This window comes from Candidatus Uabimicrobium amorphum, from assembly GCF_009002475.1.
In the GTDB taxonomy this organism is placed as follows: Bacteria; Planctomycetota; Uabimicrobiia; order Uabimicrobiales; family Uabimicrobiaceae; genus Uabimicrobium; species Uabimicrobium amorphum.
The window spans coordinates 7,495,036-7,518,966 of the sequence record NZ_AP019860.1 but is presented as its reverse complement, the minus strand read 5'-3'; the positions used below and the strand labels follow the sequence as shown (position 1 = coordinate 7,518,966).

The window sequence follows — 23,931 nt, the reverse complement described above, 5'->3', positions numbered from 1 at the left end:
ATGTGGAAAACAACGCGTTGGTCGCAAATTTTAGAAGCACAACAACAAAATAGTAAAGCGCTAGAGAAGCTATGTCAAGACTACTGGCCGTGTATTTATAAATTTGCTGACCAACGCTACCGAGGTCTTGAAATAGAAGATCTTGTCCAAGATTTTTTCGCTAAATTTCTCGAAAATAAATGGATTGAACGCGTTTGTAAAAACAAGGGAAAATTTCGTACATTTTTGATCACCACATTTGTGCGCTTTGTTCGCGATGAGCGCGTGCAAAAACAAAGCAAGTTCGAAAATAACATGTGTAGTTTCATCACCGAAGAGGAAATGAATAGCTTTAATAGCTACTGGGTAGAAAACTTGCTAGAGCTTACAAATCAGAGAATGTACGAATATTATCTGCACAAAGACCGATGTGAATACGTTATATTTCGCATCTATTACTATCCTCCTCAAAGCGCTTTTTTTCGCAACGAAGATATTTTTACTGATGTGTTGTTGGAGCGAATTCGTCAAAATAGTACAACTGTAGATCGTTTAGTTTATCGGGAAGTGAATAGCAATAGTAGTTATTCTTTGTCGCAAGCATTCAACAAACTCATCAGTGGTCGTTGTTTCACTGCGGCAGATGAAAGTGACTACTTGTTTGATGAAATTGACTTAAAAAATAAGAAGTTTTTCATCGGTGAGTTGCATAAAGTTTTTCATCAGTACAAATTCACAGAGCACAATCTAACCTCTGTTTTGAATGAGTTGATTCAAGATGAAAATCTAGCCCAACAACTGGATGATCAGCAAAAAAATACCGGCCATATAAGACAAAACCGTTGTCTTCTAGAAAATCAATATCCACAATACATAGAAAAGCATTCTATCAAAGTAAACCGTAAGTACTTCGACAAATATTATCATAACTTCGTTGTACCCCTCTTCTTACACAAACCGTCCTATCTACAAATGGCAGAATACTTTGGTATATCTAAGCACTATGTTGAGAAAGCAATGAAATCTTCCACTCAAGTATACAAGAAGTTACTACGCGATGAAGTGTCACGTTATGTTTGTCCACAAGACATCGTTAGTGAAATTCGCTATTTACAAGATTTAATGTTATAATGGCAGAGAGGAAAAGTTTCGATATCTACTTATTCTGTTTGGGGAGAGACATTTGAATTTAAAACATCTTGGTCTACGCATCAAGAGGCAACGTGAAAAGCAAAAGTTACGTCAAATTGACATCGCAAATGCATTGCATGTCAGTTCTCAAGCCGTTTCAAAGTGGGAACGCGGCGAAAATGCACCTGATATTTCCTTACTAGTGGAACTCGCACGTCTTTTAGACATCAGTGTCGAATGGTTACTTGTAGGGGAATTTCCTGAAGCCGACACGTTTGATGCCACTATTTTTTGTACGAGTCTAAATGGCTTTGCTGAAAAATCCAAGACAACACATCCTCGTGATTTAGCTACTGAGATGAATAGCTTGTTTTTCACCATCACCGAAATAGTGCTCAAACACAATGGAGTACCCGTCAAATATGTGGGAGATGGTTTTTTAGCCTTTTTTACCGGAGAGAACTCGCGAACAAATGCCATTGATGCGGCGATAAGATCGAGAAAACTAACTGGTAACAACGATTTGATTGTGTCTTTGCATTTCGGAGCCATCTACTTGGGAACGATTGGCCACCCCGATTATTCGTGTAAAGATATTTTAGGAAAAAACGTAAATACTTGTTTTTTGGTTCTGCCGTGGATTGCGAAAAACTGTGGCTCGGGGATCGGTATCACGAAACCAACTTTAGATGAAGAACATGAATTTACGTATTGTGGTAAGCTGACTACGGTGGCTGGATTGGAACAAGAGGTTTTTCAAGTCGACTATTCGTGATAATTTTGTGGTTTTTATGAGACACAAATGTTATAACATGCGTGTTACAACACAATTAGTTAAGAGGATGATCATATCAACTTAACAGCGTACAGGTATATTGCGATGTACTTTGCTTAGAGATGGGGAATTATGATGAGAAACACAATATATTTTTTACTACTAATACTTTCTTGTAGTTTTATATGCGGGTGCATGGGAATTAACGTAGGGGGTGTAGCTGCATATAATTTGGTTACAGGAGAAGACAATCCCGTACAGCCAGACCAACCATTTACCACCGCACCACAAATACTATCATTTCCACCACGTTTTATAACGACTCCTATAGGTTTTATTATCGAATTTGGTACTTTTCCGGTAATGGCTCCGTTGGGTTTTATCGGTGGGAGTGTCTGGGGAGTTGCTAACATATCATCTGCACGTAAAAAACAGAGAGCGCGCAATCCAGAAACACCTGTAGAAGAGATGGAAAAAATGTCACAAGACTCCGATCCTGAGTATCGTAAACAGGTCGCTTTAAACCCAAAGGTACCTCTGCGTATTTTACTGCGTTTAGCACGTGATAAGGAACCTGAAGTACGTCGTTACGCAATATTCTCCTTAGGAGATCGCTACGATGACATCGATAAAATACTACCGATACTACTAGAGAGTCTTGAAGATCCTCTTATGGAAGTTCGTCACACGACAATACAAACGGTAAATACCTACCGAAGATTTGCACGCAAAGCCGTTCCGCAACTCACGAAGTTGTTGTCTGATCCTGCGGATTTAATAAAAATGGCCGCAGCAGAAGCTTTGGGTAATATGGGTATGCACGCAAGATCGGCAATGCCAATGTTGAAAAATCTACTGCGTAGTGACAACGAGCGTCTCAAGAAAGCTGCTCTAGATGCGCTGGATAAAATTACTGGACGAACAAACGAATAATGGAAACGTAGTCCTTTATCGTTGCATAAAACTGTATCACAAAATGGCTTTGTAATTTTGACCGTAAGTAATAACACATCAATACATTGCACGACCAAAGTGTACACTTGTAACTGCAACTTTAAAGTAGTTTGATTTTAATAAAACAACAGCAAGCTGTTGAGTAAAGTTATCCCTGAACCTCAGGGATAACGAAGTAAAACCATCGTCGGGTAACAATCTTAGCACCAAAAGTAAAAAGTTGGATCAATATTTGACGGAGGAGTTTCATATGCTTTTTACTGACAGCGACAAATATCTTCATCACAATACATCTTCATTACCTACCATCGATAAATCCATTGTTTTATTGTCTTGTTGTCAACAACTCCTCAATGAAGTGGATTCCTTGCAGCATATGCGATCATTTTTACAACGCACACTAGCGATGGTACTTTTCTGGAAATACAACAAATACCGTGGAGAGGTACAGCGTTGCACGCAGAAAATTAAGCAACTGATGGAAGGCATAGGGCAACTATTCTCGCAACTAAACCATTCATGGCAAGATCCTAAGTCCTCGGGAGTAACAGATGAGTGTAAAGTACGAGAAAACCAAGCGTTGGTACAGAATATACATGGTACAGAAAGTGACATCATAGATGATGTCATCGGGTGGCGACTCGTTACTTTGGCGATGATGGGGGACCGTTTGCAGCCAGCTCTTCTCATTGCTCCATATGTTCGAAAACACATGAAGGTTACTGATATTGAGAAAACACATCTAGCACTTCACCAACTTTCACAAGGCTTAAAGAAAATTGTCGCTTACGACGTGGTGGATCGCGAAGTGTTAAATCTTTTGATCTATCGTTTGCGGAATTTGTGCATCGCTGTGGAGGAGAATGCACCGCAAAAAACCAAGTTTGTATTTTTATATACCTCTATGGAGTGAGAATTGGTTTGTGGACAAGCGACAAAATACTTGTCCATTATCTTTACTTTTGCTCTAACCAGTTGCGAATCTTACGTGGGGTAAATTTCTTGCCATACATCGCTCGTAGATCTTTGTAGTTGTTTAATTCTTTTGCGACATCAGCATAACTGAGTCCTTGGCTTTTTAAATCTTTTGCCGTGGCGATGATTTGTACCTTGTTTTTGTCTTTTTCATTTTCTTGAAGTTGCTGATCTTTCTTAAACAGCTCACTGCATGAGTTATGAGCATGATCAATAGCGGTTGGTACGGGCAAATCAAATACAAAGTTCTTGGCAAATTCCAAGTCTACTTTGTGGCCAACGGAAACATAGGTCACTTCGCGATTTTTGCGCATGGCAATACCGATTTCATCTCCCATGTGAGAAACAGGGGCGATAGGTGCCTTTTTTGACAGCGGTTTGTGATTGCCCACTAGAAGAGATTTTGCACAACCAATCGTGGGTATGTCGAGACACAAACCCATATGACACGCAAGACCAAAACGACGCTTGTGAATGAGACCATTGCCATCTATTAAAACGACATCAGGTGTTGTTTGCAATTTTTCAAATGTCTTTAGCAAACACGGAACTTCTCTGAGGGCAAAAAAACCAGGTTTGTAGTTATGCGGCGGTTTCCCGACCCACGTGGCTTTTTCCACGACTTCGCCACTTGATATATCAACGACCACTACCGAAGAAAACGCCTTTTCTCCGTGTTTACCATAACTGACATCGGCACCGGCGACAAGCCGCGGATTTTGTGCATGATTTTCATGAATCACTTTTTGTGCATGTTGCTCTTGCCATAGAATCGCTTGCTCGGTTTCTTCCGGCATCAATAAATATTCTTTTATTTCCATTGTTTCGCCTTTCTAACTTACTCGTTTGCAAAAACAACCACAGAAAACACACTAAGTTAATGGACGAAAAAAATAGTCTATTGTTTGCTGTTTTTTGTTTTCTGTGGTTATTCATCAAATTTTAGGTGTAGATTAGCGTCCCCAAACCTCGACAACTCCTGGCTGAGAATAGTCGATACCTTTGGTTTGATACACAAAGTCAATGCGTTTGACGACTTTTTTGCCTCCAATACTAAAAGCGCGACTTGCCTCGCCTGCTTGGAATGTTTTGTTGATCGGAATTTGTAGCGAAGTGTCGTCGGTAAAATAGACAACCGCTTCGGTGATGTGCACTTTGCGATTGCGAATATTGGTACGCAACATGCTAATGGTTTGCGAACTACCGTAAATATAAATACTTTCCAGGTCAGATCCTTGTGACACATTGGCCTGCCCAAGTAAATTCCAATTTTTTTCGGCTTTTTCGGTCATGGTCACAACTTTTTTTCCGCGGGCACCGAGTAAGTGGATCAGGGCACGTCTACCACGAGAATGGCTGGCGTATTTGAAAACAACTTTCTCGATGAATCTTGCCCCTTGAAGTTTCAACTGCTCAGAACTGTTTTTCGCCACGAGTTTATTGACAACAATACTTTGTAATTCGCCATTACCAAGATGCACCGCTACATTGTGAATAAACACGTCGTTCTCTTCTGCCTGCAATTGCAAAGCATGAAATGCTCCGTGGTGTTTACCAACGACAATAGTGTCGTATTCGCTGCGAAAGTTGACGGTTTTAGAGCCAAGGTGTTGCCAATCCGTTTTCGGAATATTACTCGTTGAGTCGCGTAGTCCCCACACTTGAATGCGTGGTTTTTTACCAAATAATTTTCCGCGGTACTTGAGAGAAACGTGTAAAATAACGCGTTTTCCACCACGCAAGCTAAAAACCTCTGTCTCTTGACCACGACTTAATTTACGACCAGCAAGTGGTATAAGTTGTTGCGTGTAGTCGGAGAAGTGAACTGTCATACTCTGTAAACGCAAACGGCCTCCGGCAGCGTGCATGAGCTTTATTTTATTGAACATTCCTTTTTCTTTGACAGTAATCGCATCTTTATCTCTTCGGGTTACGGTTCTTTCTCCCAATAAAATCCACTCTCCTGTAGGTGTACAGTAAGCCATACTTAAGATACAAATGGTCAACAACAACTGTTTCATGAATTTCCCCCTAAATTTAAATTTATTTATCTTAAAATTGCCCTATAATCGTAATCTGTGCAAAATTTAATCGATGACACACTTTACAGTTTGCTGAATTTTGTCGTCATTGTCAAACGGATAATAGGAGACGTACACATGCGTGGTATTTTCATTTTGTTATTTTTATTTTTATTGGGTTGTGGTGGCGAAGCAAAACGCGCGGCAATAGGGGAAGATGAAGTGATCGTTGCGTTTGGCGATAGTCTTACATATGGCGTGGGAGCGTCCACACAAAATAATTATCCTAGTGTCCTCGGAAAATTACTGGATCGCGAGATCGTTGCAAGTGGTGTATCAGGCGAAACGACAAAACAAGGCCTGCGCCGTTTACCAAAAGTTTTGGCAAAATATTCTCCGCGTATTTTATTGCTGTGCTTAGGTGGTAACGATTTTTTGCGTAAGCATTCTCAGAAATCAACGGTGGCAAATCTCGAAAAGATGATAGAGCTAGCACAACAACAAGATATCGAAGTGGTCCTTATAGGGGTACCGCGGCCTTCGATTTTTTTATCTACCGCAGAATTTTATGCACAACTTGCTGAAAAGTATAACCTGATATACGAAGGGGAGTCTCTGGAAAGAATATTGGGCAAACAAAGCCTAAAAGCAGATCCCATACACCCCAACGCCGCAGGATACGCGCAAATGGCGCAAGCAATTGCCAATACCTTACGTTCGTCAGGTCTTGTGCACTAAGAGTTCATCAAGAACGTAAACTATGCTTGTGAACGGAACAAAAAAGACTAGGTTTCGGCTCATAAAACATTCGAAAGGAGTTTTTCACTTGGAAAAGTCACAAGAGTTAAATGTCGCCGTTGCGCAAATTTTAAATAGTGAAGTATCCCCATTAGATACCGATGGCATCGCACATTATTTCGTTGATCCTAAAAATACACGTTATGCCAAAGTCATTCCCCATGAGAAGTGGCAAGAAAGTACATTTCACCAACGGCTAGTTATTGATGTTTTTCCTAAAGATCAAAGTATCGCCGTGTCGTATTTCTGTAAGGAAAACGACGTTTCTTTTCGGATAACTCACTGTAAAATAGATGCCGTTCTCGTTTATGAAGACAAAGAGGAAGATGAACCGGAATACGAAATCATTTTTGAGACACCTGATTTGGGAGGAAATTCGGTAATGGTGGAACTGCAACCTAGCTTGAATGCAGCGGTGGGAATATTTTACAACAAAGACGTTTTTCCTGAATTGATTACGAAGAAGTGGCCCATATAAATCGTTTGTTTTTTGATAAGTAATGATCTATTTTTCGAGCCCGAGCCTTCGTTAGTTTGAATGATGACAGGATCTAGTCGCGGCCATTTGCGGTATGGGAAGGAAAGGAGTGCCTAAAGTTGTTTATCTGTTTTAGGCACTCCCATGTTTTGTTGTCGCGTAAAAAGTACACCATGCTATGGCATCGCCATGATGTTGTCTAATCATATGGTAAGGTTTTTTGTACTGTTTTTTGGACAAAGATGTAAAACAAAAAATGCTTATGTAGATTATATCATTTGGAAACAGTGATATCTCAATATTATATGAAGCGCTCAATAACATCAAAAATAGTGGAAATATCTATTGGTTTTGTCACATACTCGTCACATCCGGCACTTAGGGCTTTTTCGCGATCTCCTACCATCGCATTCCCTGTTACAGCAATAATCGGAATATGCTTGGTTAAGGCATTATTTTTTAAAATTTGTGTTGCTTGTAATCCATCCATCCTAGGTAGAGAGATGTCCATGAGTATTAAGTCGGGTTGCTGTCTCTGGGAAATACTAATGCCAGTGATCGCTTCTTCCGCTTCTAAAAGCTCATAGTCATCTTCTAAAAGTTGAATGAGGAGGTCGCGGTTATCCTCAATGTCCTCGATAATTAAAATTTTTTTCATCTTTCCTCCTCTAAACGCGAGTTAGAACTTTTTTCAGTTCTTCGATGAAATTTTTTTCTGAAAAACATTTTTTCTCCATTACTTTTTGCGCTTTGATTTGCAACAGTTTTTTTTCTTCTGCTGACAAATCTTTTGCCGTAAGAACAATTACTGGTATGTCGCGCCAATTGTTTTTTGCGTGTAATTGATCTAGAACCTCAAACCCGTCCATTACAGGCATCATGAGATCCAGCAGTATCAACTGCGGTTTGTTTCTTTCGATGGTTTGTAACGCTTCTTTACCATTGTAAGCACTAGTTACCGTATGTCCATGCTCCTCTAGGACATTTTTTACAATTTCTTGTATTTCTGGAGAATCATCCACAATGAGAACGGACAAATTCTCAGGTAAACACAGGCGCTGAATGGTCGCAATAAGTATTTTTTTCTCAACTGGTTTTACGAGACACGCGGCAATTCCTGTCTCGCAAGCGGAAAATTTATCATCGACATTCGAAACGACGATAATGGGAATATCCATTGTCTTGGCGTCGCATTTTAACGATTGAATGATTTCGTAGCTGCTCTCTCGTGAAAGAAACAATTCTAGAATAATCACTTGGGGTATGATTCTTTTCGCTATATGTAACCCTTGTTCTTTATCAAAAGAACAAACAACAGAATAGCCCTCGTCTTCGAGATTTTTTTTCATGGATTGTAAGGCAACGATGTCGTTTTCGATAATGAGTATGCTGTTACTTTTTACCACATCAGTTTTCGTTGAAGGTGAAACTAGCGGCAACTTGACTGTAAACGTACTTCCTTTGCCTTCTTCGCTATCTAATTCTATTTTCCCTTGGAATACATCGACCAACTTTTTTACGATAGACAATCCTAAACCCGTGCCCCCGTATTTACGTGTCGTTGATGCATCTTCTTGGCGAAACTCCTCGAAAATAAATCTTTGAGCCGCAGGTGAAATACCCACCCCTGTGTCGATACACGCACATACCAAGTAATCATTTTCATGGTAGGCCTTTAAGGTGACACTACCTTGATGAGTGAATTTTACGGCATTACTCAGTAGATTGTTTATGATGCGTAAAAACTTTTCTTTGTCACAGTAGAAGTCATTGAGTTGTGGGGCAATTTCCAGAATAATTTCTACATCATCATTTTTTAAGACGTCTACATATTGTACACTTTCTCCTAGTGTTTCGGCAACATTAAAAGAGGTATAATACAATTCCATTTTTCCCGATTCGATTTTTGAGATATCAAGAATATCGTTTAATGAATGTAGCAATGATTTACTATTCAACAGCACCTTTTCCAAATTTTTTAGTTGGCGTTTGGGTAGGATGTCCCGGGTTTTTTTTATGACAAGTCCTGTGAAACCGATAATGATGTTCATTGGCGTGCGTAGCTCATGAGACATCGTTGCCAAAAATTCTGATTTTAAACGATTGGCCGTTTCCACTTCGCGTTGTTTTTCCAATAGTTCGTATTCTTGGTTGCGCAAAATTTTATTTTGTTTTTCTAGTTCGCTGCGCTGCACCTTTAAATCTTCGGCAAGACTTATGATTTCATCTCTAGAAAAAATATTACTTAGCGCTGCCGCAAAATGAAAAAGGATTTTTTCTAAAAAAGAAATGGTATTTTGTGCATAGTGAGAATGGGTAGAACCTACAACGAGAACACCGATGAGTTCATGCTGTACGACAAGAGGTAAAAAAAGTAAAGATTGTATGGCGACCATCCCTCCACTTCCGGTAAGTGGCCAATTTGTTTGGGTTAAATCGCGTAAATGTATGGTTGTCTTGAGTTGACCAGCTTCACCAACAAAACTTTCTCCCAACGCATAGTTTTTACGGAATAGTTCGCTGTCAGGAACCGCATAGCCATTTTTGGGCTCTAATAACAAGTTTTGTTTATTGAAAATATAGAATAATCCCATCTGTGAGTGGCTAGATTCTATAATTTTTACCATACCAGCTTGTAATAAATCTTGTGTTTGCAGATGATGATTTAATATCTGTAGTATTTCGGTTTGCTGTTTAGACGCCAGTTGTTCTTTTTTGAGGAGAGTTTCGTTCTTGATTAAGTTATTCTCCACATGTTTACGTTCCTGAATTTCTTTTTCCATGTTGGAGGCTTGCTGTTCTAAATCGCGATGGCTATTGCGAAGTGCGTGAAGAATAAACCCCAGAAAAACAACACCGCTAAAAATCATCACCGCCAACAAAATAGCTGTGGAAGATAGATCCTTGTGAATATCATCAACGGAAAAAGATACTTCGAGAACTCCACGCACATCTCCGGTTTCCCAACCATCCTTTGGAGTTTGTGGATGTGTGTTGTGGCAGTTAACGCAACTTTCACGCATTACGTCCGCTGTTGCATAACGCAAAATACGTTGGTTGTTTTCCTCGGTGAATTCATAAAAAGGTTGATAGCGATTTTTGTTAAGGGATTCCCAGGCTCTACGTCGAAAATCATCTTTTAGGCCCTCTTGCATGCGCCACGGAAAGGGATATTTGCTATATAAATATGTTTTGACATCGCTGTCTTTTGATAGGTGATTTCCAATCATCATGCTCAAAGTTGCCGGTAGTGGTATTGCATTTTCGTTGTCCGCATAATTGTGTGTGATATCCAGTCCCTTTTTTTTCATAGGTACGACCACCTGTGAGGTATACAAAGTGCGAAAAGTACGCAACGCTTCGGAGTAATTTTTCGCTGTATACAGAGCTGTGTTTTCTGTGGATTGACGCGATATATAAGATAGATGCCAAATTGTGGCAACGGTAGCAATGAAAGCCGACACCACCAAAATAGAAATGGTGTGTTTATATAAAATAGAGTAGATGTACTTCGTCATAATTTTTCCGCCATAACATTAGTGTAATGCAACGAAGCGAAAGTAAGCCGTATAATGTTGCAAATACGCCTTACTCTACGAGTTTACGAAAGTTAACACGCGGAATATTTATATTTGGTTTTATTTTATGGTAGACTCTTTCTTTTTAAGGGACCGATTTAGAGTTTTTGTATAATAACATATCGCGAAAACCGAGTGCACGACAAATTATGTTTTTTCGAAATTTTGCTAGGGATTTATGCCTTTGAATGGCAGTGGTGATTATTGATGTCCACCCGCTCTGCGTAGTGCATCGGCAATTTCATGCTGTTCAAAGGTGATGGCTCGTTCCAAAGCTGTATTCTGATAAATATTGCGTTGGTTAACGTTTGCCCCAGCTTTAATAAGCAATTTCACAATATCATAATGCCCTTTTTCCGTCGCGATCATCAGAGGAGTGTATTTATCTTTTACTGAAAAGTTCACGTCCATTTTGGCTTGTAAGAGTACTTTTACAATATCGATATATCCATTTTTTGCCGCCACATATAGTGCCTTGTTGTGATGACGTATGCTTGTTGTCGCGGCAAGAAGCACATCTACAATTTTTTTATGCCCTTTTGCAGATGCCATTGTCAAAGCACTGTCACCCGATTTGTCTTGCATATCAATATTCGCCCCTTGCATTACAAGAAAAGAAACGTTTTCGGTATAACCTTCCTTAGCTGCGATCATTAAGGCGGTATTGTCAGATAGATCTTTCATGTTTAGATTGGCTCCGTGTGTGACCAATAATTTCGTCATATCATACTGGTGTACTGTTGCGATTAACGCCGTGCAACCAAGATCATCTTGTACATTGATGCTGGCACCTTTCTTTAAAAGAGAGATAACACGTTCGTGGTTTCCCGATTTTGCGGCCTCTATAACACCCAAAGAAAATAATCGTTGTTTTTGTCGCGCAATCTTCCACGCAATTACTGGCGACACCACGACATCACCCAGTGCACTAAGAGAGGTATCGGCAAGTGCCAGAGAGTATACCGCAGAAATTTGCGATAGCCCCAACGCGAGTCCCACAATACCTCCTGTAGGCATAGGTATAAGAAAGTCTTCTGGGTTTTGCAAGGAACTATACTTTTGGGCCCCACCAAAATGGCGTGTATCATACGCCTGTAAATTTCTCACCGTTCCACAACTACAAAAGAAAACCGTAATGAATACAATATATTGTTTGTTGCGTTGTAAACTACGAAAGAATAAATGTGACATATTAAATTCCCTAAATAAAGTTGATATTGTTTTATCTAACACTTTATTCAGGTGGTGTTGGTAAAAGGTTATGTAAAAAAATAGTTTGTTACAGAAATAAGAACTTGTTTTTAATGATGATAAAAGATTAGGTATCCGAAGCGATTATATTGATTTGTTGTTACAAGTCCATAATGGGAAAGTACAATAAAAGCCTTTGTGACATTGCTGTTGAAGGGCATCTAGAAACGTTGTACAATTATATTGCCGTAATTGTCATGTTCGTCTGTAAGATAAATCAGACAGTGTTCGTTTTACCAAACATACACCATATTCGTGCGAATTCTTACTAAAGGAAAACAAGTTGCCAAAATTAGAGATAGATTCTTATGAACTGTATGTAAAAAAAGAGACGTTAATCGAAATCAAAAGTTTGTCTTCGTCTTTACAAACGAAAAAATGGACAAATATAATTTTTGAAGAAGATGAAGTTCTTTTTAAAAAAATCACACAGTTGTCTAATAACCTTGGAATTGATTGCCATTACATTACGATAAACCAAAAACAGTATATGAAAAGCTTGAACAAGTTAGATTTACATAAACATTTGCTGTTTGTGGAAAAGAACTATCAAAAAATACTTGTTACTGCGGACATTATTTCTATACATTCTCCATATTTACTGTTTTTACTACATAACAATTCTTTATTTGGTAACGTGCTGTGGCATTCTTATGCTGCGCTTTCTGAGAAATGGTTTTATATTTTAAAACCGTACATAGATCAATGTGCTGCAACTGTTGTGGGGACAGAAGATTTTTACAGTGAAAAATCAAAGGGACCGCTATATCAAATTTTTCCATATATCGATCCTCTTAGGCAAGTAGAGAAAATGCCACAAAAAGACAATGACAAACTTGAATTCATAAAAAATCATCATTCCATTTCCATTGTATGTTTCCCTATGGCAAATCATGACTACACGGCAAAAATTTTATCTGCTTTTCGCCAATTAGATAGGTCGTGCTATTTGATTTTTGTTAGTTGTACTGAAGATAAAAAATATGTCAAAAAATTGCAAAAAGAAGTTGCGAATGAGGGGAATATTGAGATACTCCAAGATCTACCATCATGTGTTGTCCATAGTATCTTGAAGGTAAGTACTGTTGCCATTTATTTGAACCAAGACGTTCCATCCGCTGATAATATTGTCGCAAATGCTATGTGGTACCACACCCCCGTAATTGGCCTCAACACGCCAGCGATTTCCATGCAAGTTGCACACCAAAAAAGTGGATACCTATTGGATGAGGTTACCGAAAAATCCATTTTCGCTGCGATAAATTTTATTATAGAGAATAACGCAAAAGCAATCGGGGAAGAAGGTCATAAGTATGTACAAAAGCATTTTCTGTTACCCGAGTTTTTGTACCGTTATTTTCAACTACTGTCCTTTTATTCTGATATGAGTACGGAGATACCTCCATTTCGTTTGAATGAATTAAGTTATAACGAGTTAATTCAAGATATCAGACCAAAACATCCTTACTTGAGTATAGCCACGGAAACGAAGGTGGATCTCTCTAACCAAATTCCACGAGGCACTAAAACGAGATATGCAAATTTGGTCGGAGGAAGTTCGAAAATGCAAGACTTGTTTTCGACGATTGATAAAGTAGCGAATAGTGATGCTTCTGTCTTGATTATTGGTGAAACAGGAACAGGAAAAGAACTTGTCGCTGCGGCACTGCACAGTAAAAGTAAGCGTAATAAATACGAGCTTGTCTCTGTTAACTGTGCGGCAATCCCAGAAACTTTGCAAGAAGCAACATTGTTTGGTTATGAAAAAGGGGCGTTTACCGGGGCGCAAAAAAACAAGTCCGGATTAATTGAAAAAGCAAATAATGGGACTTTGTTTCTAGATGAGTTGGCATGTGCAAGTATGGAGCTTCAAGCAAAGTTATTGCGCGTCTTGGAAACCAAAAAATTTTCAAGAGTAGGCAGCACAAAAGAAATTGCGGTGGACTTTCGTATTGTTTGTGCTACCAATGTCGATCCACAGCAACAAGCACGAGAGGGAAATTTCCGCGAGGATTTGTGGTATCGTATCAATAGTATTACTCTTGAGCTCCCTGCTTTGAGAGAGCGTGAAGATGATGTTGTTCTTCTGGCGGAGCACTTTGCGAATTTATACGCTAGGCGCAACAAGATAGACTTACCAAAATGGAATCAAGACACGCTAACAGCCTTACGAAACTATTCATGGCCGGGAAATATTAGAGAATTAAAACACGCCGTAGAGTTTGCATTAATTATGGATGGTGATTCTGTTATTAGTTTTGACGATTTGCCCAAACACATTACACAAATAATCAAAAGTAAAAGTGGTTTTTCTGGTAAATTACAAGAGGCCAGATCAACTTCGGAACGAGATTACTTTATTCAGCTTTTGCAAGAAACAAAGGGCAACGTTTCCCAAACAGCAAAAAAATCAGGATTGACAAGACCATACCTCTATGAAAAACTCAAAAAACTACAGATTAATATTCGAGATTATCGAAAATAATATACGATTGGAATGCAACTTGCTGTAATTCAAACATCAATGAATGAAATAAAAAAGTCAGAAGGAGTTTGCCATGAATATTCAGCTAGAAGAAAAACAAGGGATGGCAGTTATTGTTATTAACGAAGAAGTACTAGATGTTTCTAATTCTAGAGAATTTAAAAATGAGTTGAAGCAACATCTACAAAAATACAATAAACTGATTTTTGATATGAATAAACTCAACTTTGTTGACAGTTCCGGTATTGGAGTTTTGCTATTTTGCTTGCGTGAAGTCAATAAATGCGGTGGAGATTTAAAAATGTTTGGTGTTGGTAGGCAAGTGATGGCACTGTTTGAACTCATTCGCATGCAAAAAGTTTTTTCTATTTACGAGAACGAGGAGCAAGCAATACAATCTTTTGTATAAGGAAAAGTTATGTATGGATTAGTAAATAAAGCCATTGAAGATTTGGTTTGTGATCGTTTTGGATGTGAAGCTTGGCTGAAAATTAAAGAAAAGGCCAATGTCAAAATAGATAACTTTATTGGGATGGATCACTACGATGATCAAATTACATACGATCTAGTTGCCGCAGCAAGTGAATCACTCGGCATGTGTGGGAGGGACATCCTGGAAGCCTTTGGCGAATATTGGATTTTATATACTGCCCGCGAAGGTTACAAGGAAATGTTGGATCTTGCGGGAAGTACCTTTGTCACGTTTTTACAGAATTTAGATGCACTACACACCCACATTGGGTCATTGATGCCTAATTTACAACCTCCGTCCTTTTCTTGTTCCGATGTGACAGAAAATTCATTGTTACTACATTATTATAGTCATCGAAAAGGTCTTGCTCCTATGGTCATTGGACTCTTGCAGGGGCTCGGTAAGAGATTTTCTCTTGAAGTGGTCGTTACCTTGACTCAAAGTCGTGAGCAAGGAGCAGACCACGATATATTTTCGGTAACATGGTGATTTATGGCGGGAATTTTTTTATCTCCACAGGATTTGCATAGGGTTTTTCCTTTTCACATAGCCTTTGATCAACAGCTACAAATTACTCAACTAGGACCTCATGTTACCAAGCTTTGTCCAAACGTACAGCTTGAGGATTTGTTGACCAATCATTTTGTTGTGAAGCGTCCTTGTATTCCCCTTACGTTTACATCTTTAATTGATAAGTTGCAAACCCCATATGTGTTGAAGTCCTTAGATAACCATTGCGAATTGAAGGGGGAAATGCTTTATCTTAAAGAACAAGAGGCGGTTATTTTTTTATGTACACCAAATGTTCTTGATTTGGCAAGTCTTCAATCTCTTGACATTTCTCTCAACGATTTTCCGATTCATAGCGCGGTGAATGACTTTCTTTTTCTGTTACAAACGCAAAAAGTTGCTTTAGAGGATGCCCGCAAATTGGCGGAAAAACTTTCTTTGCAAAACGAAGAACTGAAAAAACGCGAACAAGCTTTGAAAAAAACGCAACGAGAAAAAGAAATCCTCCAAGAACAAAATGTACATTGTGAAATGCAAATAGCTTTTAATATTCAACAATCGTTATTATTCGGAAAAATTCCTCAGGATATACCAGGACTTCATATTGAAGTCATGGCAATTCCATCGCAAAATGTCTCCGGAGACTTTTATGATTTCTTTAGTCATAACACAAAGTGTTTGGATATTGTCATTGGTGATGTTATGGGCAAAGGAATACCTGCGGCTTTAGTTGCTGCAGCAATTAAGAGTCGTTTACTTCGTTTTGCCAGCCAAGGAATTTACATTGATGATTATGAATTGCTACCTCCCAAGGAAATTATTCAGCAATTACAGCAAGAAGTATCTTTCGAGCTTATTCAGCTGGAGACATTCGCAACTATGTGTTATATGCGCTTTGATTTACTCAATCAAAAGCTGAGGATTCTTGACTGTGGACATACGAACATACTGCATTTCAAAAGTGGTCTGAACAAAGTTCAAAAAATAACCGGTGAAAACATACCTCTAGGAGTATTGCTAAAAACAGAGTTTTTAGAAAAAAGTGTTTCCTTCGACCATGAGGACATATTCTTGTTTTATTCCGACGGTATTATTGAAGCGAAAAACAAAGAAAATGTACTATTTGGAGAAGAACAGCTCATCGATTTTTTTCAAAAACACCACCATTTACCAACAAGAAAGATGTTGGAAAAATTACAGCAGTATATTATTGATTTTTCGCAGAATGTACAAGATGACCTTACTTGTATCGCTGTACAAATTAAAAATATTGGTGGGCATACGAAGTTTCACAACATAAAAATCATAAAAAGTCGTCTATCTGAAATTGCAAGAGCGCGAAAGTACATTCAGAATACCTGTCAAAATTTGTCATACTTTCAGGAAAATGAACTGGCATTGCAGGAACTCTTGTTAGTTACCAATGAGGTTTTGAGTAACATAATTCGGCATTCCTATAGTGAAAACCCCAATTATATTATCCGTATTGAAGTGTTAACTTCTGCGTCTTTTGTAAAAATTTATTTTGTAGATAAGGGAATTGCCTTTCCCCTACCCAAAAAAAACGAAATTGAAAATTTACGCGATCTTCCTGTGGATAAAATCAAAGAAATGGATGGAGGATTTGGAATGTTTATTATCTATGAACTTGTAGATGAATTGTCTTATCATCGAGATGATAAAGGATGTAATTATTTGTGTGTTGTCAAACATCTCAATTAGGTGTTCGTGAGGGGGTAGAGCAAATGGGGTTAAAACAAACGATTAAAACAAAATATCCAAAAATGTTTCATTTTCTAAAGGCGATGAATCAACGTAAAATTTATCTGCGCCGCAAACTACATTTTCTTGCAAATTATAAAAAATATCGATCTTATCAACGTGTAAGCCGCAAAGTATTTTCCCATTGTAAAGCTAGAGTACTTCAGGGGCCATTTCGCGATATGAAATATATAAAAGTGGCGCATGGTAGCGTTCTTGCACCAAAGATTTTAGGTACTTACGAGAAAGAGCTATATCCATTTGTCGAGGAAGTCATTGCGGGTAACTACAAAAATATATTAGACATTGGCTGTGCAGAAGGATATTACGCCGTTGGATTTGCTGTTCGTTGTCCTAAGAGCCAAGTATACGCATATGATGTTATGTTTAAAGCGCAAAAGATGTGTCGTAAACTTGCTGAAGTCAATAATTGTACAAATATTAAAGTCAAAGGTGAGTGTGGTTGGGAAGAGATTGCGAAACTCAGTAATGAAAAATCTTTTATCTTTTGTGACATAGAAGGTGCGGAGACATATGTTTTCGACCCTATTAAGTGCCCTGAAATTACGAAATATGATTTCTTAATTGAGATGCATGACACAGCAGAAGAGAACATTAGCGATGAATTGATGAAGCGCTTTGAAGACACGCATGATATCACGATTATCCGTTCTCAGAAGCGCGAACCTGACGAATATATCAATTTTTTATCTACTGATGACCGTATACTTGCTCTTGAGGAACTCCGAGGAGAAGAATGTTGGGGATACTTTAAGCGTAAATAGGAAGTGGTTGCTCGTTATTATTTTTTTCTAAGTTTACGCTTCAAGTTTTGTTTTTCGTCATCACCAAGACTAAAACATACGAATAGTATGACGAATAACAAAACAGCAACACCTTCATAGATGGCAACAAACCATAGGTTAGTCGCGGGATAAATAATTTGCATGCCAGATAAAAAAAAGATGACGGCTAAACTAGGCAACAACGACGGAACACAAATTTTTTGATAAAAATGCCAAATTCCTATCTCAAACAGTCGGCACGCTTTTACTTGTACAAATAGAAAATACGAAACTGCTGTGCTGATAAGCGTTGCGAGAGCCACTCCTTCAATTTGCAAATGACGAATAAGTACAATAGATAACGCAAAGTTGAGTAGTTGACCAAATATGGTTACTTTCGCAAAATATTTTTGTTGGTCGCACATTGTCAGCACAATATTGGTGTTACTGTGAATGATGTTAATAAAAATTGCTGCCACCAAAAGTTGACATGCCATTGTCGCGTCGGCAAAATTTTCCCCTGCCCAAGAAGTGATGATTGGGTAAGACAAAATAAATAGTCCAATAAGAAGTGGAGCAGCAAAGGCCGTGGTGTATTTTGCCCCTTTTAACCATACATCGATAACTTTTTGTTTTTGCTTTTCTCCATGCAACTCTGAAATGATCGGAGTGAGTGTCTTCGCAATTTGTGTGCAAAATCGTTGGGCTTTTTCCGTAATACGCATTGCGATAGAATATAGAGCGACCATTTCTAGGCTCAGGTATTTTTGGATGATAAATGAGTCGACACGCGTATAAATGAGTGTCGATATTTGTACAATGAAAAAGTACATGGAAAAAGAAGACATCTCTTTAACCATTGATAAATCAACATGACGCGGGTGGATCGAAATATGTTTATAAAAGCGTCGCAGATGAACATGCATTGCCAGTAACGGTAGAATACCAATGACTGAGTTGACGAGGGCAAGGGTACGTAAGTCAGGTATGAGAGATAACAAGACAATCGCCGTTAACAAATAAAGAATACTTGCAATCATTTTGTAAACGTTTGCCACACGATACTGATGGTAGCTGACAAGAACACCGCGGAACAGTTCTAGTGGCATACAAAGAGCAGCACGGCAACCTAATATGAGTAGAACATGCTTCGCTGCTTGCTGTTGATGAGCAGGAATTTCGAAAATAGAGTTAAAAAATAAGGTACAGGTAGCGACACTAATAAACAAAACGCTTCCCAATAAAGTATAAATCCAAAACAGCGTGGCAATAGCACGTTGCTCTTGTTGCGAATTACCCTCGCCTCTCGCTTTTCCTACATATTTTACCACAGAAGGTCCAAATCCAAAATCTAAGAGAGCAAACAAGCTAACAAACGCCCAAATGAGAGACCACAATCCAAACGTTTCTTTTCCTAGAGTATGAATAATAAAGGGAATTAGATATAAAAAAATGACCACATCTAAGATGTCGCGACCGTAGTTCGTCACTGTATTTATGACAATATTGTATTTTTTTCGCATCTATCTCGATTGCCCTTTCTAATCATCATTCTTGTTGATGACTTACGCCTTAATAATACATCTGTATTTGTAATAACGTTCTTTTCTATTTTCTTTTCTTGTGTTTTTTGTCCATCAAGCGGTAAATTTTTTCGTTGTACAAAAATACTTACGAGTACTCCGGAAAGAAAGTGAAACAAATAAAATACTTGTGTCTGACGATACACCCATTCTAATAAGCCTTGTAAATGTAATGTTGTAAAACCACACAAAAGGCCTATTAAAAGGGCGTTATAATAGGGAGTTTTGCGCGTAAAAAAAATCAGAAAACTATTTAATAGCATAAAAATAGCGATGATCCATAAAAAGAGATACATACTCACCCAACCGCATTCGCTGGCCCACAAGAGGTAAATGTGATGACAATTTCCTAAACGGCTTACTGCTCTTGGATTATCGGGATCGCGGAAGATTTCACGGTCGTCTTCCTCTACGTCAGGGTATACAAACCAGTAATATTCGGTATTGGCTAACGAGTAAGAATAGCTGTTGATACCTATTCCCCAAAAATAGTCATTGGCCATTGCCCGTGCAGCATTGTTAAAATAATGCCTTGTTTCGGCGGATTCTTTTGGTGCTTTTTGAAAACGCTGGATCATTTTTGGAGCAGCAAAACTACCTAGAACACAAACAACAATGAATCCCAAAAATAAAACGCGGATTTTTTGGAATGACATTTTTAACATGGTCGAGATTCCGGCCGCCATCAATAAACCACCGAGCATAATGATCAGCCCACCGCGTGACTTGGTGAATACAATGGATACCATACCTAGTACTAGAGCCAGTGAGTAGTATAACGTTTGTTTTTTTGATTTCGAAATGAGTACCATACATAGTAAGGTGGGTAAAATTAAATTGATATACATTGCCATTGAGTTGGGGTGGGGAAAGGTTCCCACAGAACGTACAACAACAGTCTTTACGATGTATTTGGCATATATGACAACCACCCCTTGAAATATAACCGAAAACGCCAAAGCATTGATCGCGATGTCAAAATCTTCTTTTGATTTTAGTATGTTTACTGTCACCCAATACAGAACGATTCCACGTAGCATTTTGTGAATGGTAAAAAGCCCATAGTATGGGTTGATCGAGTTGGTGAGTGACAACAAAGCACAAATGACAAGAGCAAACATGGGCAAAGTATTCGTCGGTAACCATTTGCGTATTTTTTGTACATTTAGTAGTAACCATAGCATGTAACCAAAGAAAAAAAAGTCGCATATCGTCACACCAAAACCACGATCCACGCCACGGTACTGTTCAAAAAACAACTCCATGTAAAAAGGCTTTTTTACATGACACATCCATACCACCATGAGCCATAGGCATACTTTATGTGCGCGAGGTCGCATTATTGTTAGTAGAAGGGTAATTGTAGGAACAATGAAGCACAGGGCACCGATCCATACGGGGTTTTTGAGGGGGTTTGCCAGAATATACATCGTACTAAAAAGGTCTTTGTATATTAGAAACACTCATACCTAAAATAACACTTTCCTCTTCTTTTAAGATGTTTTTCGCTTTAAAGTAATGCCAAAAAGGATGAACACCTGCTTCAATTAACATAATACTTCCTTCGCAGTATCTGACACACAAACGAAAACTTGCGGTATGTTCCGCGGTGGGGGCTAATATAAAAATGACATTATGTTGATCCTTTGCTTTTTCTAAAAGGTCTGCAAAAGACTGTTCGCGTATGATTTTTTTATCGCTTATTGGAATGGAAACATAAGAAATATTTTCTGACTCACACATACTTTGTAAATCGGTTTGCTTGTGGGAAACCATATCAACAAGCATCGTTTTGTAACCCATTTTACTTATGTAGTAGGATAGCCCGTAACCGACACTACGTAAGTGGTCACTACCTTGGTCATGCGCTTCGCATAACGCAATTGTCCAACCTCTTTCTCCTTGTATATGGGGAGAAATTTTACTGGCTAAATTGTAAAATTGATTGCCATCTATTTCATAATTCGGTAGATGAGTTTTTACAGTGAACGAGCGCCTGAAAAGGTTTAATATTCGTCGTGTTATGCGCTTGACAATGCCGGGATATCTCTTTTGGGAAGGGCTGCGGAATTCTCCCAATATTTTAAGCCCTAAACGCGCTCTAGCTTCACCAGCAGAACGACATGATAATGAGATAAGGCCGTAAATACTAGGTACGGCAAATGCAAGCATAAAGAATAAAGCAAAAATAAGTATTGCAATGAGTTTTTTATTTGATTTAGAGTGACGTTTAGGGAGTTTGGGAGGAGAAACGACGAGAAAGTCTGGCTTTTTCAATTTACTAATAAGATCGGCCGCCTCTATCATTTTTCGGTATTGTTTTACTACAGAGGCGCTCAAGGCAATCGTTCTTTCTAAACCATTGTACTCCTCTTGTAGGTAAGCGAGTTTATCAAGGTGCTGTTGGTTCTCTCGTATATTGTTTTCTATTTTTGTAACGCGATCTTGGGCTGCCACTTGCTGTAGTTGCAAGTTAAACATTTGCAATAGAATATCTTTTAGAATAAGAGAAGATGGTGTGTCTTCTTCGGCTTTCGGCACAATAAAATTATCGAGTTTCTCAATTTCTTTTTTCCACTTGGTAATTTCCTTTGTATCTTTTAACTTTGCTTCTATGGATCTTATTCTTGCTTTCGCTTCTGAAATCTGTTGCTCCGAGGCAACATTTTGGTTTTTCATTTTTTGTAGGCGCTCTAGGTTTTCCTGCGCTGCTCGGAGTTCCGTTGTAAAAATTTGGCGATTTTTCGCTTCTGAAATGAGCTGACGTAGTCGTTCTTTACGCAAGGACATATCCGTGAGAGATTCTTTTTGCCCCTGCGAAATTCTTTCTTTTTTTACTTTTTTTTCTAAGTCCTGGAGAATGCTTTGCATCTTATTTAGTTTGATATCGGTAGCAGAGAGATCTATTCTTGCGTGTTGAAGTTCGATTTCAATACTGACAATCTTTTCCAAATACCACTGCTTTTCCTTAGAAATATCCACTATTTTATTTTTTTGAATAAACGTTTGCATTTCTTGTTGTGCGCTACGTAAGTTTTGCAGAGCTTTCTGATATTGGCCATTAAATGCGGTAATGTATTCTTGGGCATGAGAACGACGTTTTTCGATTTGCGAACTAATAAATACATCGGTAACTACCTTCATCGTCTCAAAAGCATCTGTCGCAGAAGAGGATTCTACTAAAAACGTCACCATTCCTTCTTTCTTGCCAACAATAACATTGAAAGATCCCGCAATACTTCTAGAAGATTTCCCTAAACGTTGTGCCATGACTTCTAAGTTCGCAGGAAGTTTGATTAAGCTGACATGCGTTTGTAATGAAAGTGCCCCGAACGTCACTAGTTCAGGTATTTGTTTTGGAGAGTATAAATAGATAGCACGGCAACGATACAATTCCTTACCAAAGGAAATCGCTGTGATAATCGATACAAATACTCCAATGACTAACGTAAGGACAGCAAACCACCATAGCATTAAGAAAGCTTTAATTGTTGTTGGTATATGAATAGGGAGAGGTTTTTTTTCTTCCGTTGGCATTATTCTATCTCTTGAAAACGCTGGGCATTTTTCCACACGTTGAACAGACGAAAAGGATTTTTACTATGGATATTTAGCATAATCCACCTGCAATAGTGAAAAGTACGAAATAAGTTTTTTGTTTGTGGGAATACGGTTCGTTCGCCAATTCCTTCATGGAAGGCCTGAAGAATTTCTTTTTTCAAACTGCTTTTGATAAACATGTTATTGATGGCAATCGTAAAGTTCATAATGTCGTTCTCAATGTGACTACAGTCGTTACTGTTTGCAAAATCTATCAGTCCAACTTTTTCATTGTGCAAGTGGATGTTCGCTGGAACGAAATCTCCGTGCGAAAAAGAAATACAATTTTCTTTAACCTTCTCAACAGGTAAGAGGTGATAGCGTTTACTTAAACACCCGGGTATACCATGTATATTTTGCAATTTTTGTTGGCAATATTCTATGTACTCGTAGAAAAAAGGATCTATTGTTCCTTCTCTTTTTGTTTCATTGTACAAAGAGCCCAATAATTTTCCTAAGGAAACAACATTTTGTAAAAGTTGTGGCTTATTTTTGCAACTGTAAATACAGCGAGACAGAGAGTCGCCAGGTACAAAACTGACCACTAACAAGCCCTTTGGGGGGTCACATTCTATTACGGTACACTCTGACCATATATTTTCGCCATGTGTAATTTTTTGATATAGCTCAATTGATTTTGCTTCGTTTGGCACTAACGTTTCTTGTTGTTGAATATAGTGTTTTACAAAAACGATTTCTTTGTGAAGTTGTGCACGATAAATAGAACAATACGGATTCTTTTTTATAAACGTAATGTTTGTTAGTGGTAGAGTTGTTGGTATATCAGTCATGGTG

Annotated in this window: 20 protein-coding genes; 11 read left to right on the top strand and 9 right to left on the bottom strand. The window is 38.4% G+C overall.

All coding sequences use genetic code 11. The features are described 5' to 3' along the window. The 4 genes from UABAM_RS26295 to UABAM_RS26280 all read left to right on the top strand — a co-directional run bounded on the left by UABAM_RS26295 (position 1) and on the right by UABAM_RS26280 (position 3,752). Positions 1 to 1,110: an RNA polymerase sigma factor gene (locus UABAM_RS26295; protein ID WP_151970966.1), complete on the top strand. Its 1,110-nt coding sequence runs from the start codon at positions 1 to 3 to the stop codon at positions 1,108 to 1,110. Positions 1,111 to 1,162: 52 nt separating this feature from the next. Then, positions 1,163 to 1,885, top strand: coding sequence for a helix-turn-helix domain-containing protein (locus UABAM_RS26290; protein WP_151970965.1), 723 nt, complete (start codon positions 1,163 to 1,165; stop codon positions 1,883 to 1,885). 132 nt (positions 1,886 to 2,017) lie between these two features. Next, positions 2,018 to 2,818 carry a HEAT repeat domain-containing protein gene (locus tag UABAM_RS26285; protein ID WP_151970964.1) on the top strand — a complete coding sequence of 267 codons (801 nt, stop codon included), beginning with the start codon at positions 2,018 to 2,020 and terminating at the stop codon, positions 2,816 to 2,818. Positions 2,819 to 3,089: 271 nt separating this feature from the next. Next, positions 3,090 to 3,752 carry a hypothetical protein gene (locus tag UABAM_RS26280; protein WP_151970963.1) on the top strand — a complete coding sequence of 221 codons (663 nt, stop codon included), beginning with the start codon at positions 3,090 to 3,092 and terminating at the stop codon, positions 3,750 to 3,752. A 43-nt stretch (positions 3,753 to 3,795) separates the two neighbouring features. Here the strand turns inward: UABAM_RS26280 and UABAM_RS26275 are convergent, their stop codons facing one another. Both UABAM_RS26275 and UABAM_RS26270 read right to left on the bottom strand, forming a co-directional pair. Next, positions 3,796 to 4,635, bottom strand: coding sequence for an endonuclease V (locus tag UABAM_RS26275; RefSeq protein WP_151970962.1), 840 nt, complete (start codon positions 4,633 to 4,635; stop codon positions 3,796 to 3,798). A gap of 132 nt (positions 4,636 to 4,767) precedes the next feature. Beyond that, entirely contained in the window at positions 4,768 to 5,835 is a 1,068-nt protein-coding gene (locus UABAM_RS26270) for a hypothetical protein (RefSeq protein ID WP_151970961.1), read from the bottom strand. 138 nt (positions 5,836 to 5,973) lie between these two features. On the opposite strand from UABAM_RS26270, the gene UABAM_RS26265 reads away from it, so the two are divergent. Together UABAM_RS26265 and UABAM_RS26260 are read left to right on the top strand one after the other, a co-directional pair. After that, positions 5,974 to 6,573: an arylesterase gene (locus UABAM_RS26265; RefSeq protein WP_151970960.1), complete on the top strand. Its 600-nt coding sequence runs from the start codon at positions 5,974 to 5,976 to the stop codon at positions 6,571 to 6,573. An 88-nt stretch (positions 6,574 to 6,661) separates the two neighbouring features. Beyond that, positions 6,662 to 7,111: a hypothetical protein gene (locus tag UABAM_RS26260; protein WP_151970959.1), complete on the top strand. Its 450-nt coding sequence runs from the start codon at positions 6,662 to 6,664 to the stop codon at positions 7,109 to 7,111. A gap of 301 nt (positions 7,112 to 7,412) precedes the next feature. On the opposite strand, the gene UABAM_RS26255 is transcribed toward UABAM_RS26260, so the two are convergent. The 3 genes from UABAM_RS26255 to UABAM_RS26245 all read right to left on the bottom strand — a co-directional run bounded on the left by UABAM_RS26255 (position 7,413) and on the right by UABAM_RS26245 (position 11,880). Next, a complete protein-coding gene (locus UABAM_RS26255; protein ID WP_151970958.1) occupies positions 7,413 to 7,769 on the bottom strand; it encodes a response regulator in 357 nt (118 codons plus the stop codon). Between the two features lie 10 nt (positions 7,770 to 7,779). Continuing rightward, a complete protein-coding gene (locus UABAM_RS26250) occupies positions 7,780 to 10,629 on the bottom strand; it encodes a response regulator (protein ID WP_151970957.1) in 2,850 nt (949 codons plus the stop codon). A gap of 261 nt (positions 10,630 to 10,890) precedes the next feature. Then, positions 10,891 to 11,880, bottom strand: coding sequence for an ankyrin repeat domain-containing protein (locus UABAM_RS26245; RefSeq protein WP_151970956.1), 990 nt, complete (start codon positions 11,878 to 11,880; stop codon positions 10,891 to 10,893). A gap of 343 nt (positions 11,881 to 12,223) precedes the next feature. On the opposite strand from UABAM_RS26245, the gene UABAM_RS26240 reads away from it, so the two are divergent. The 5 genes from UABAM_RS26240 to UABAM_RS26220 all read left to right on the top strand — a co-directional run bounded on the left by UABAM_RS26240 (position 12,224) and on the right by UABAM_RS26220 (position 17,953). After that, positions 12,224 to 14,425, top strand: a complete 2,202-nt coding sequence (locus UABAM_RS26240; RefSeq protein WP_151970955.1) for a sigma 54-interacting transcriptional regulator — start codon at positions 12,224 to 12,226, stop codon at positions 14,423 to 14,425. Between the two features lie 73 nt (positions 14,426 to 14,498). Beyond that, positions 14,499 to 14,834, top strand: a complete 336-nt coding sequence (locus UABAM_RS26235; protein ID WP_151970954.1) for an STAS domain-containing protein — start codon at positions 14,499 to 14,501, stop codon at positions 14,832 to 14,834. A 9-nt stretch (positions 14,835 to 14,843) separates the two neighbouring features. After that, positions 14,844 to 15,386, top strand: coding sequence for a heme NO-binding domain-containing protein (locus tag UABAM_RS26230; RefSeq protein WP_151970953.1), 543 nt, complete (start codon positions 14,844 to 14,846; stop codon positions 15,384 to 15,386). A gap of 3 nt (positions 15,387 to 15,389) precedes the next feature. Further along, positions 15,390 to 17,129 (top strand): SpoIIE family protein phosphatase, encoded by a 1,740-nt coding sequence (locus UABAM_RS26225; protein WP_151970952.1) that lies wholly within the window; start codon positions 15,390 to 15,392, stop codon positions 17,127 to 17,129. A gap of 23 nt (positions 17,130 to 17,152) precedes the next feature. Then, positions 17,153 to 17,953, top strand: coding sequence for a class I SAM-dependent methyltransferase (locus UABAM_RS26220; protein WP_151970951.1), 801 nt, complete (start codon positions 17,153 to 17,155; stop codon positions 17,951 to 17,953). Between the two features lie 17 nt (positions 17,954 to 17,970). On the opposite strand, the gene UABAM_RS26215 is transcribed toward UABAM_RS26220, so the two are convergent. The 4 genes from UABAM_RS26215 to UABAM_RS26200 form a co-directional block, all read right to left on the bottom strand. Then, the gene (locus UABAM_RS26215) at positions 17,971 to 19,476 is read right to left on the bottom strand and encodes a flippase (RefSeq protein WP_151970950.1); all 1,506 of its coding nucleotides are present in this window, start codon (positions 19,474 to 19,476) and stop codon (positions 17,971 to 17,973) included. Beyond that, positions 19,449 to 20,828 carry an O-antigen ligase family protein gene (locus tag UABAM_RS26210; RefSeq protein ID WP_173013584.1) on the bottom strand — a complete coding sequence of 460 codons (1,380 nt, stop codon included), beginning with the start codon at positions 20,826 to 20,828 and terminating at the stop codon, positions 19,449 to 19,451. Before UABAM_RS26210 ends, UABAM_RS26215 begins: the two co-directional genes overlap by 28 nt. A gap of 142 nt (positions 20,829 to 20,970) precedes the next feature. Next, positions 20,971 to 23,073, bottom strand: a complete 2,103-nt coding sequence (locus tag UABAM_RS26205; protein WP_151970948.1) for a GumC family protein — start codon at positions 23,071 to 23,073, stop codon at positions 20,971 to 20,973. Beyond that, the gene (locus tag UABAM_RS26200; RefSeq protein ID WP_151970947.1) at positions 23,073 to 23,927 is read right to left on the bottom strand and encodes a BUD32 family EKC/KEOPS complex subunit; all 855 of its coding nucleotides are present in this window, start codon (positions 23,925 to 23,927) and stop codon (positions 23,073 to 23,075) included. The genes UABAM_RS26205 and UABAM_RS26200 overlap by 1 nt, the downstream gene beginning before the upstream one ends. Positions 23,928 to 23,931 lie beyond the last annotated feature (4 nt).

Bases quoted from the DNA above. Each gene is read 5' to 3' on its own strand.
- UABAM_RS26265 (WP_151970960.1), top strand. From the start codon at position 5,974: ATGCGTGGTATTTTCATTTTGTTATTTTTATTTTTATTGGGTTGTGGT.
- UABAM_RS26220 (WP_151970951.1), top strand. From the start codon at position 17,153: ATGGGGTTAAAACAAACGATTAAAACAAAATATCCAAAAATGTTTCAT.
- UABAM_RS26245 (WP_151970956.1), bottom strand. From the start codon at position 11,880: ATGTCACATTTATTCTTTCGTAGTTTACAACGCAACAAACAATATATT.
- UABAM_RS26255 (WP_151970958.1), bottom strand. From the start codon at position 7,769: ATGAAAAAAATTTTAATTATCGAGGACATTGAGGATAACCGCGACCTC.
- UABAM_RS26230 (WP_151970953.1), top strand. From the start codon at position 14,844: ATGTATGGATTAGTAAATAAAGCCATTGAAGATTTGGTTTGTGATCGT.
- UABAM_RS26235 (WP_151970954.1), top strand. From the start codon at position 14,499: ATGAATATTCAGCTAGAAGAAAAACAAGGGATGGCAGTTATTGTTATT.
- UABAM_RS26275 (WP_151970962.1), bottom strand. From the start codon at position 4,635: ATGGAAATAAAAGAATATTTATTGATGCCGGAAGAAACCGAGCAAGCG.
- UABAM_RS26295 (WP_151970966.1), top strand. From the start codon at position 1: ATGTGGAAAACAACGCGTTGGTCGCAAATTTTAGAAGCACAACAACAA.
- UABAM_RS26200 (WP_151970947.1), bottom strand. From the start codon at position 23,927: ATGACTGATATACCAACAACTCTACCACTAACAAACATTACGTTTATA.
- UABAM_RS26225 (WP_151970952.1), top strand. From the start codon at position 15,390: ATGGCGGGAATTTTTTTATCTCCACAGGATTTGCATAGGGTTTTTCCT.
- UABAM_RS26285 (WP_151970964.1), top strand. From the start codon at position 2,018: ATGATGAGAAACACAATATATTTTTTACTACTAATACTTTCTTGTAGT.
- UABAM_RS26280 (WP_151970963.1), top strand. From the start codon at position 3,090: ATGCTTTTTACTGACAGCGACAAATATCTTCATCACAATACATCTTCA.
- UABAM_RS26215 (WP_151970950.1), bottom strand. From the start codon at position 19,476: ATGCGAAAAAAATACAATATTGTCATAAATACAGTGACGAACTACGGT.
- UABAM_RS26270 (WP_151970961.1), bottom strand. From the start codon at position 5,835: ATGAAACAGTTGTTGTTGACCATTTGTATCTTAAGTATGGCTTACTGT.
- UABAM_RS26205 (WP_151970948.1), bottom strand. From the start codon at position 23,073: ATGCCAACGGAAGAAAAAAAACCTCTCCCTATTCATATACCAACAACA.
- UABAM_RS26250 (WP_151970957.1), bottom strand. From the start codon at position 10,629: ATGACGAAGTACATCTACTCTATTTTATATAAACACACCATTTCTATT.
- UABAM_RS26210 (WP_173013584.1), bottom strand. From the start codon at position 20,828: ATGTGTCATGTAAAAAAGCCTTTTTACATGGAGTTGTTTTTTGAACAG.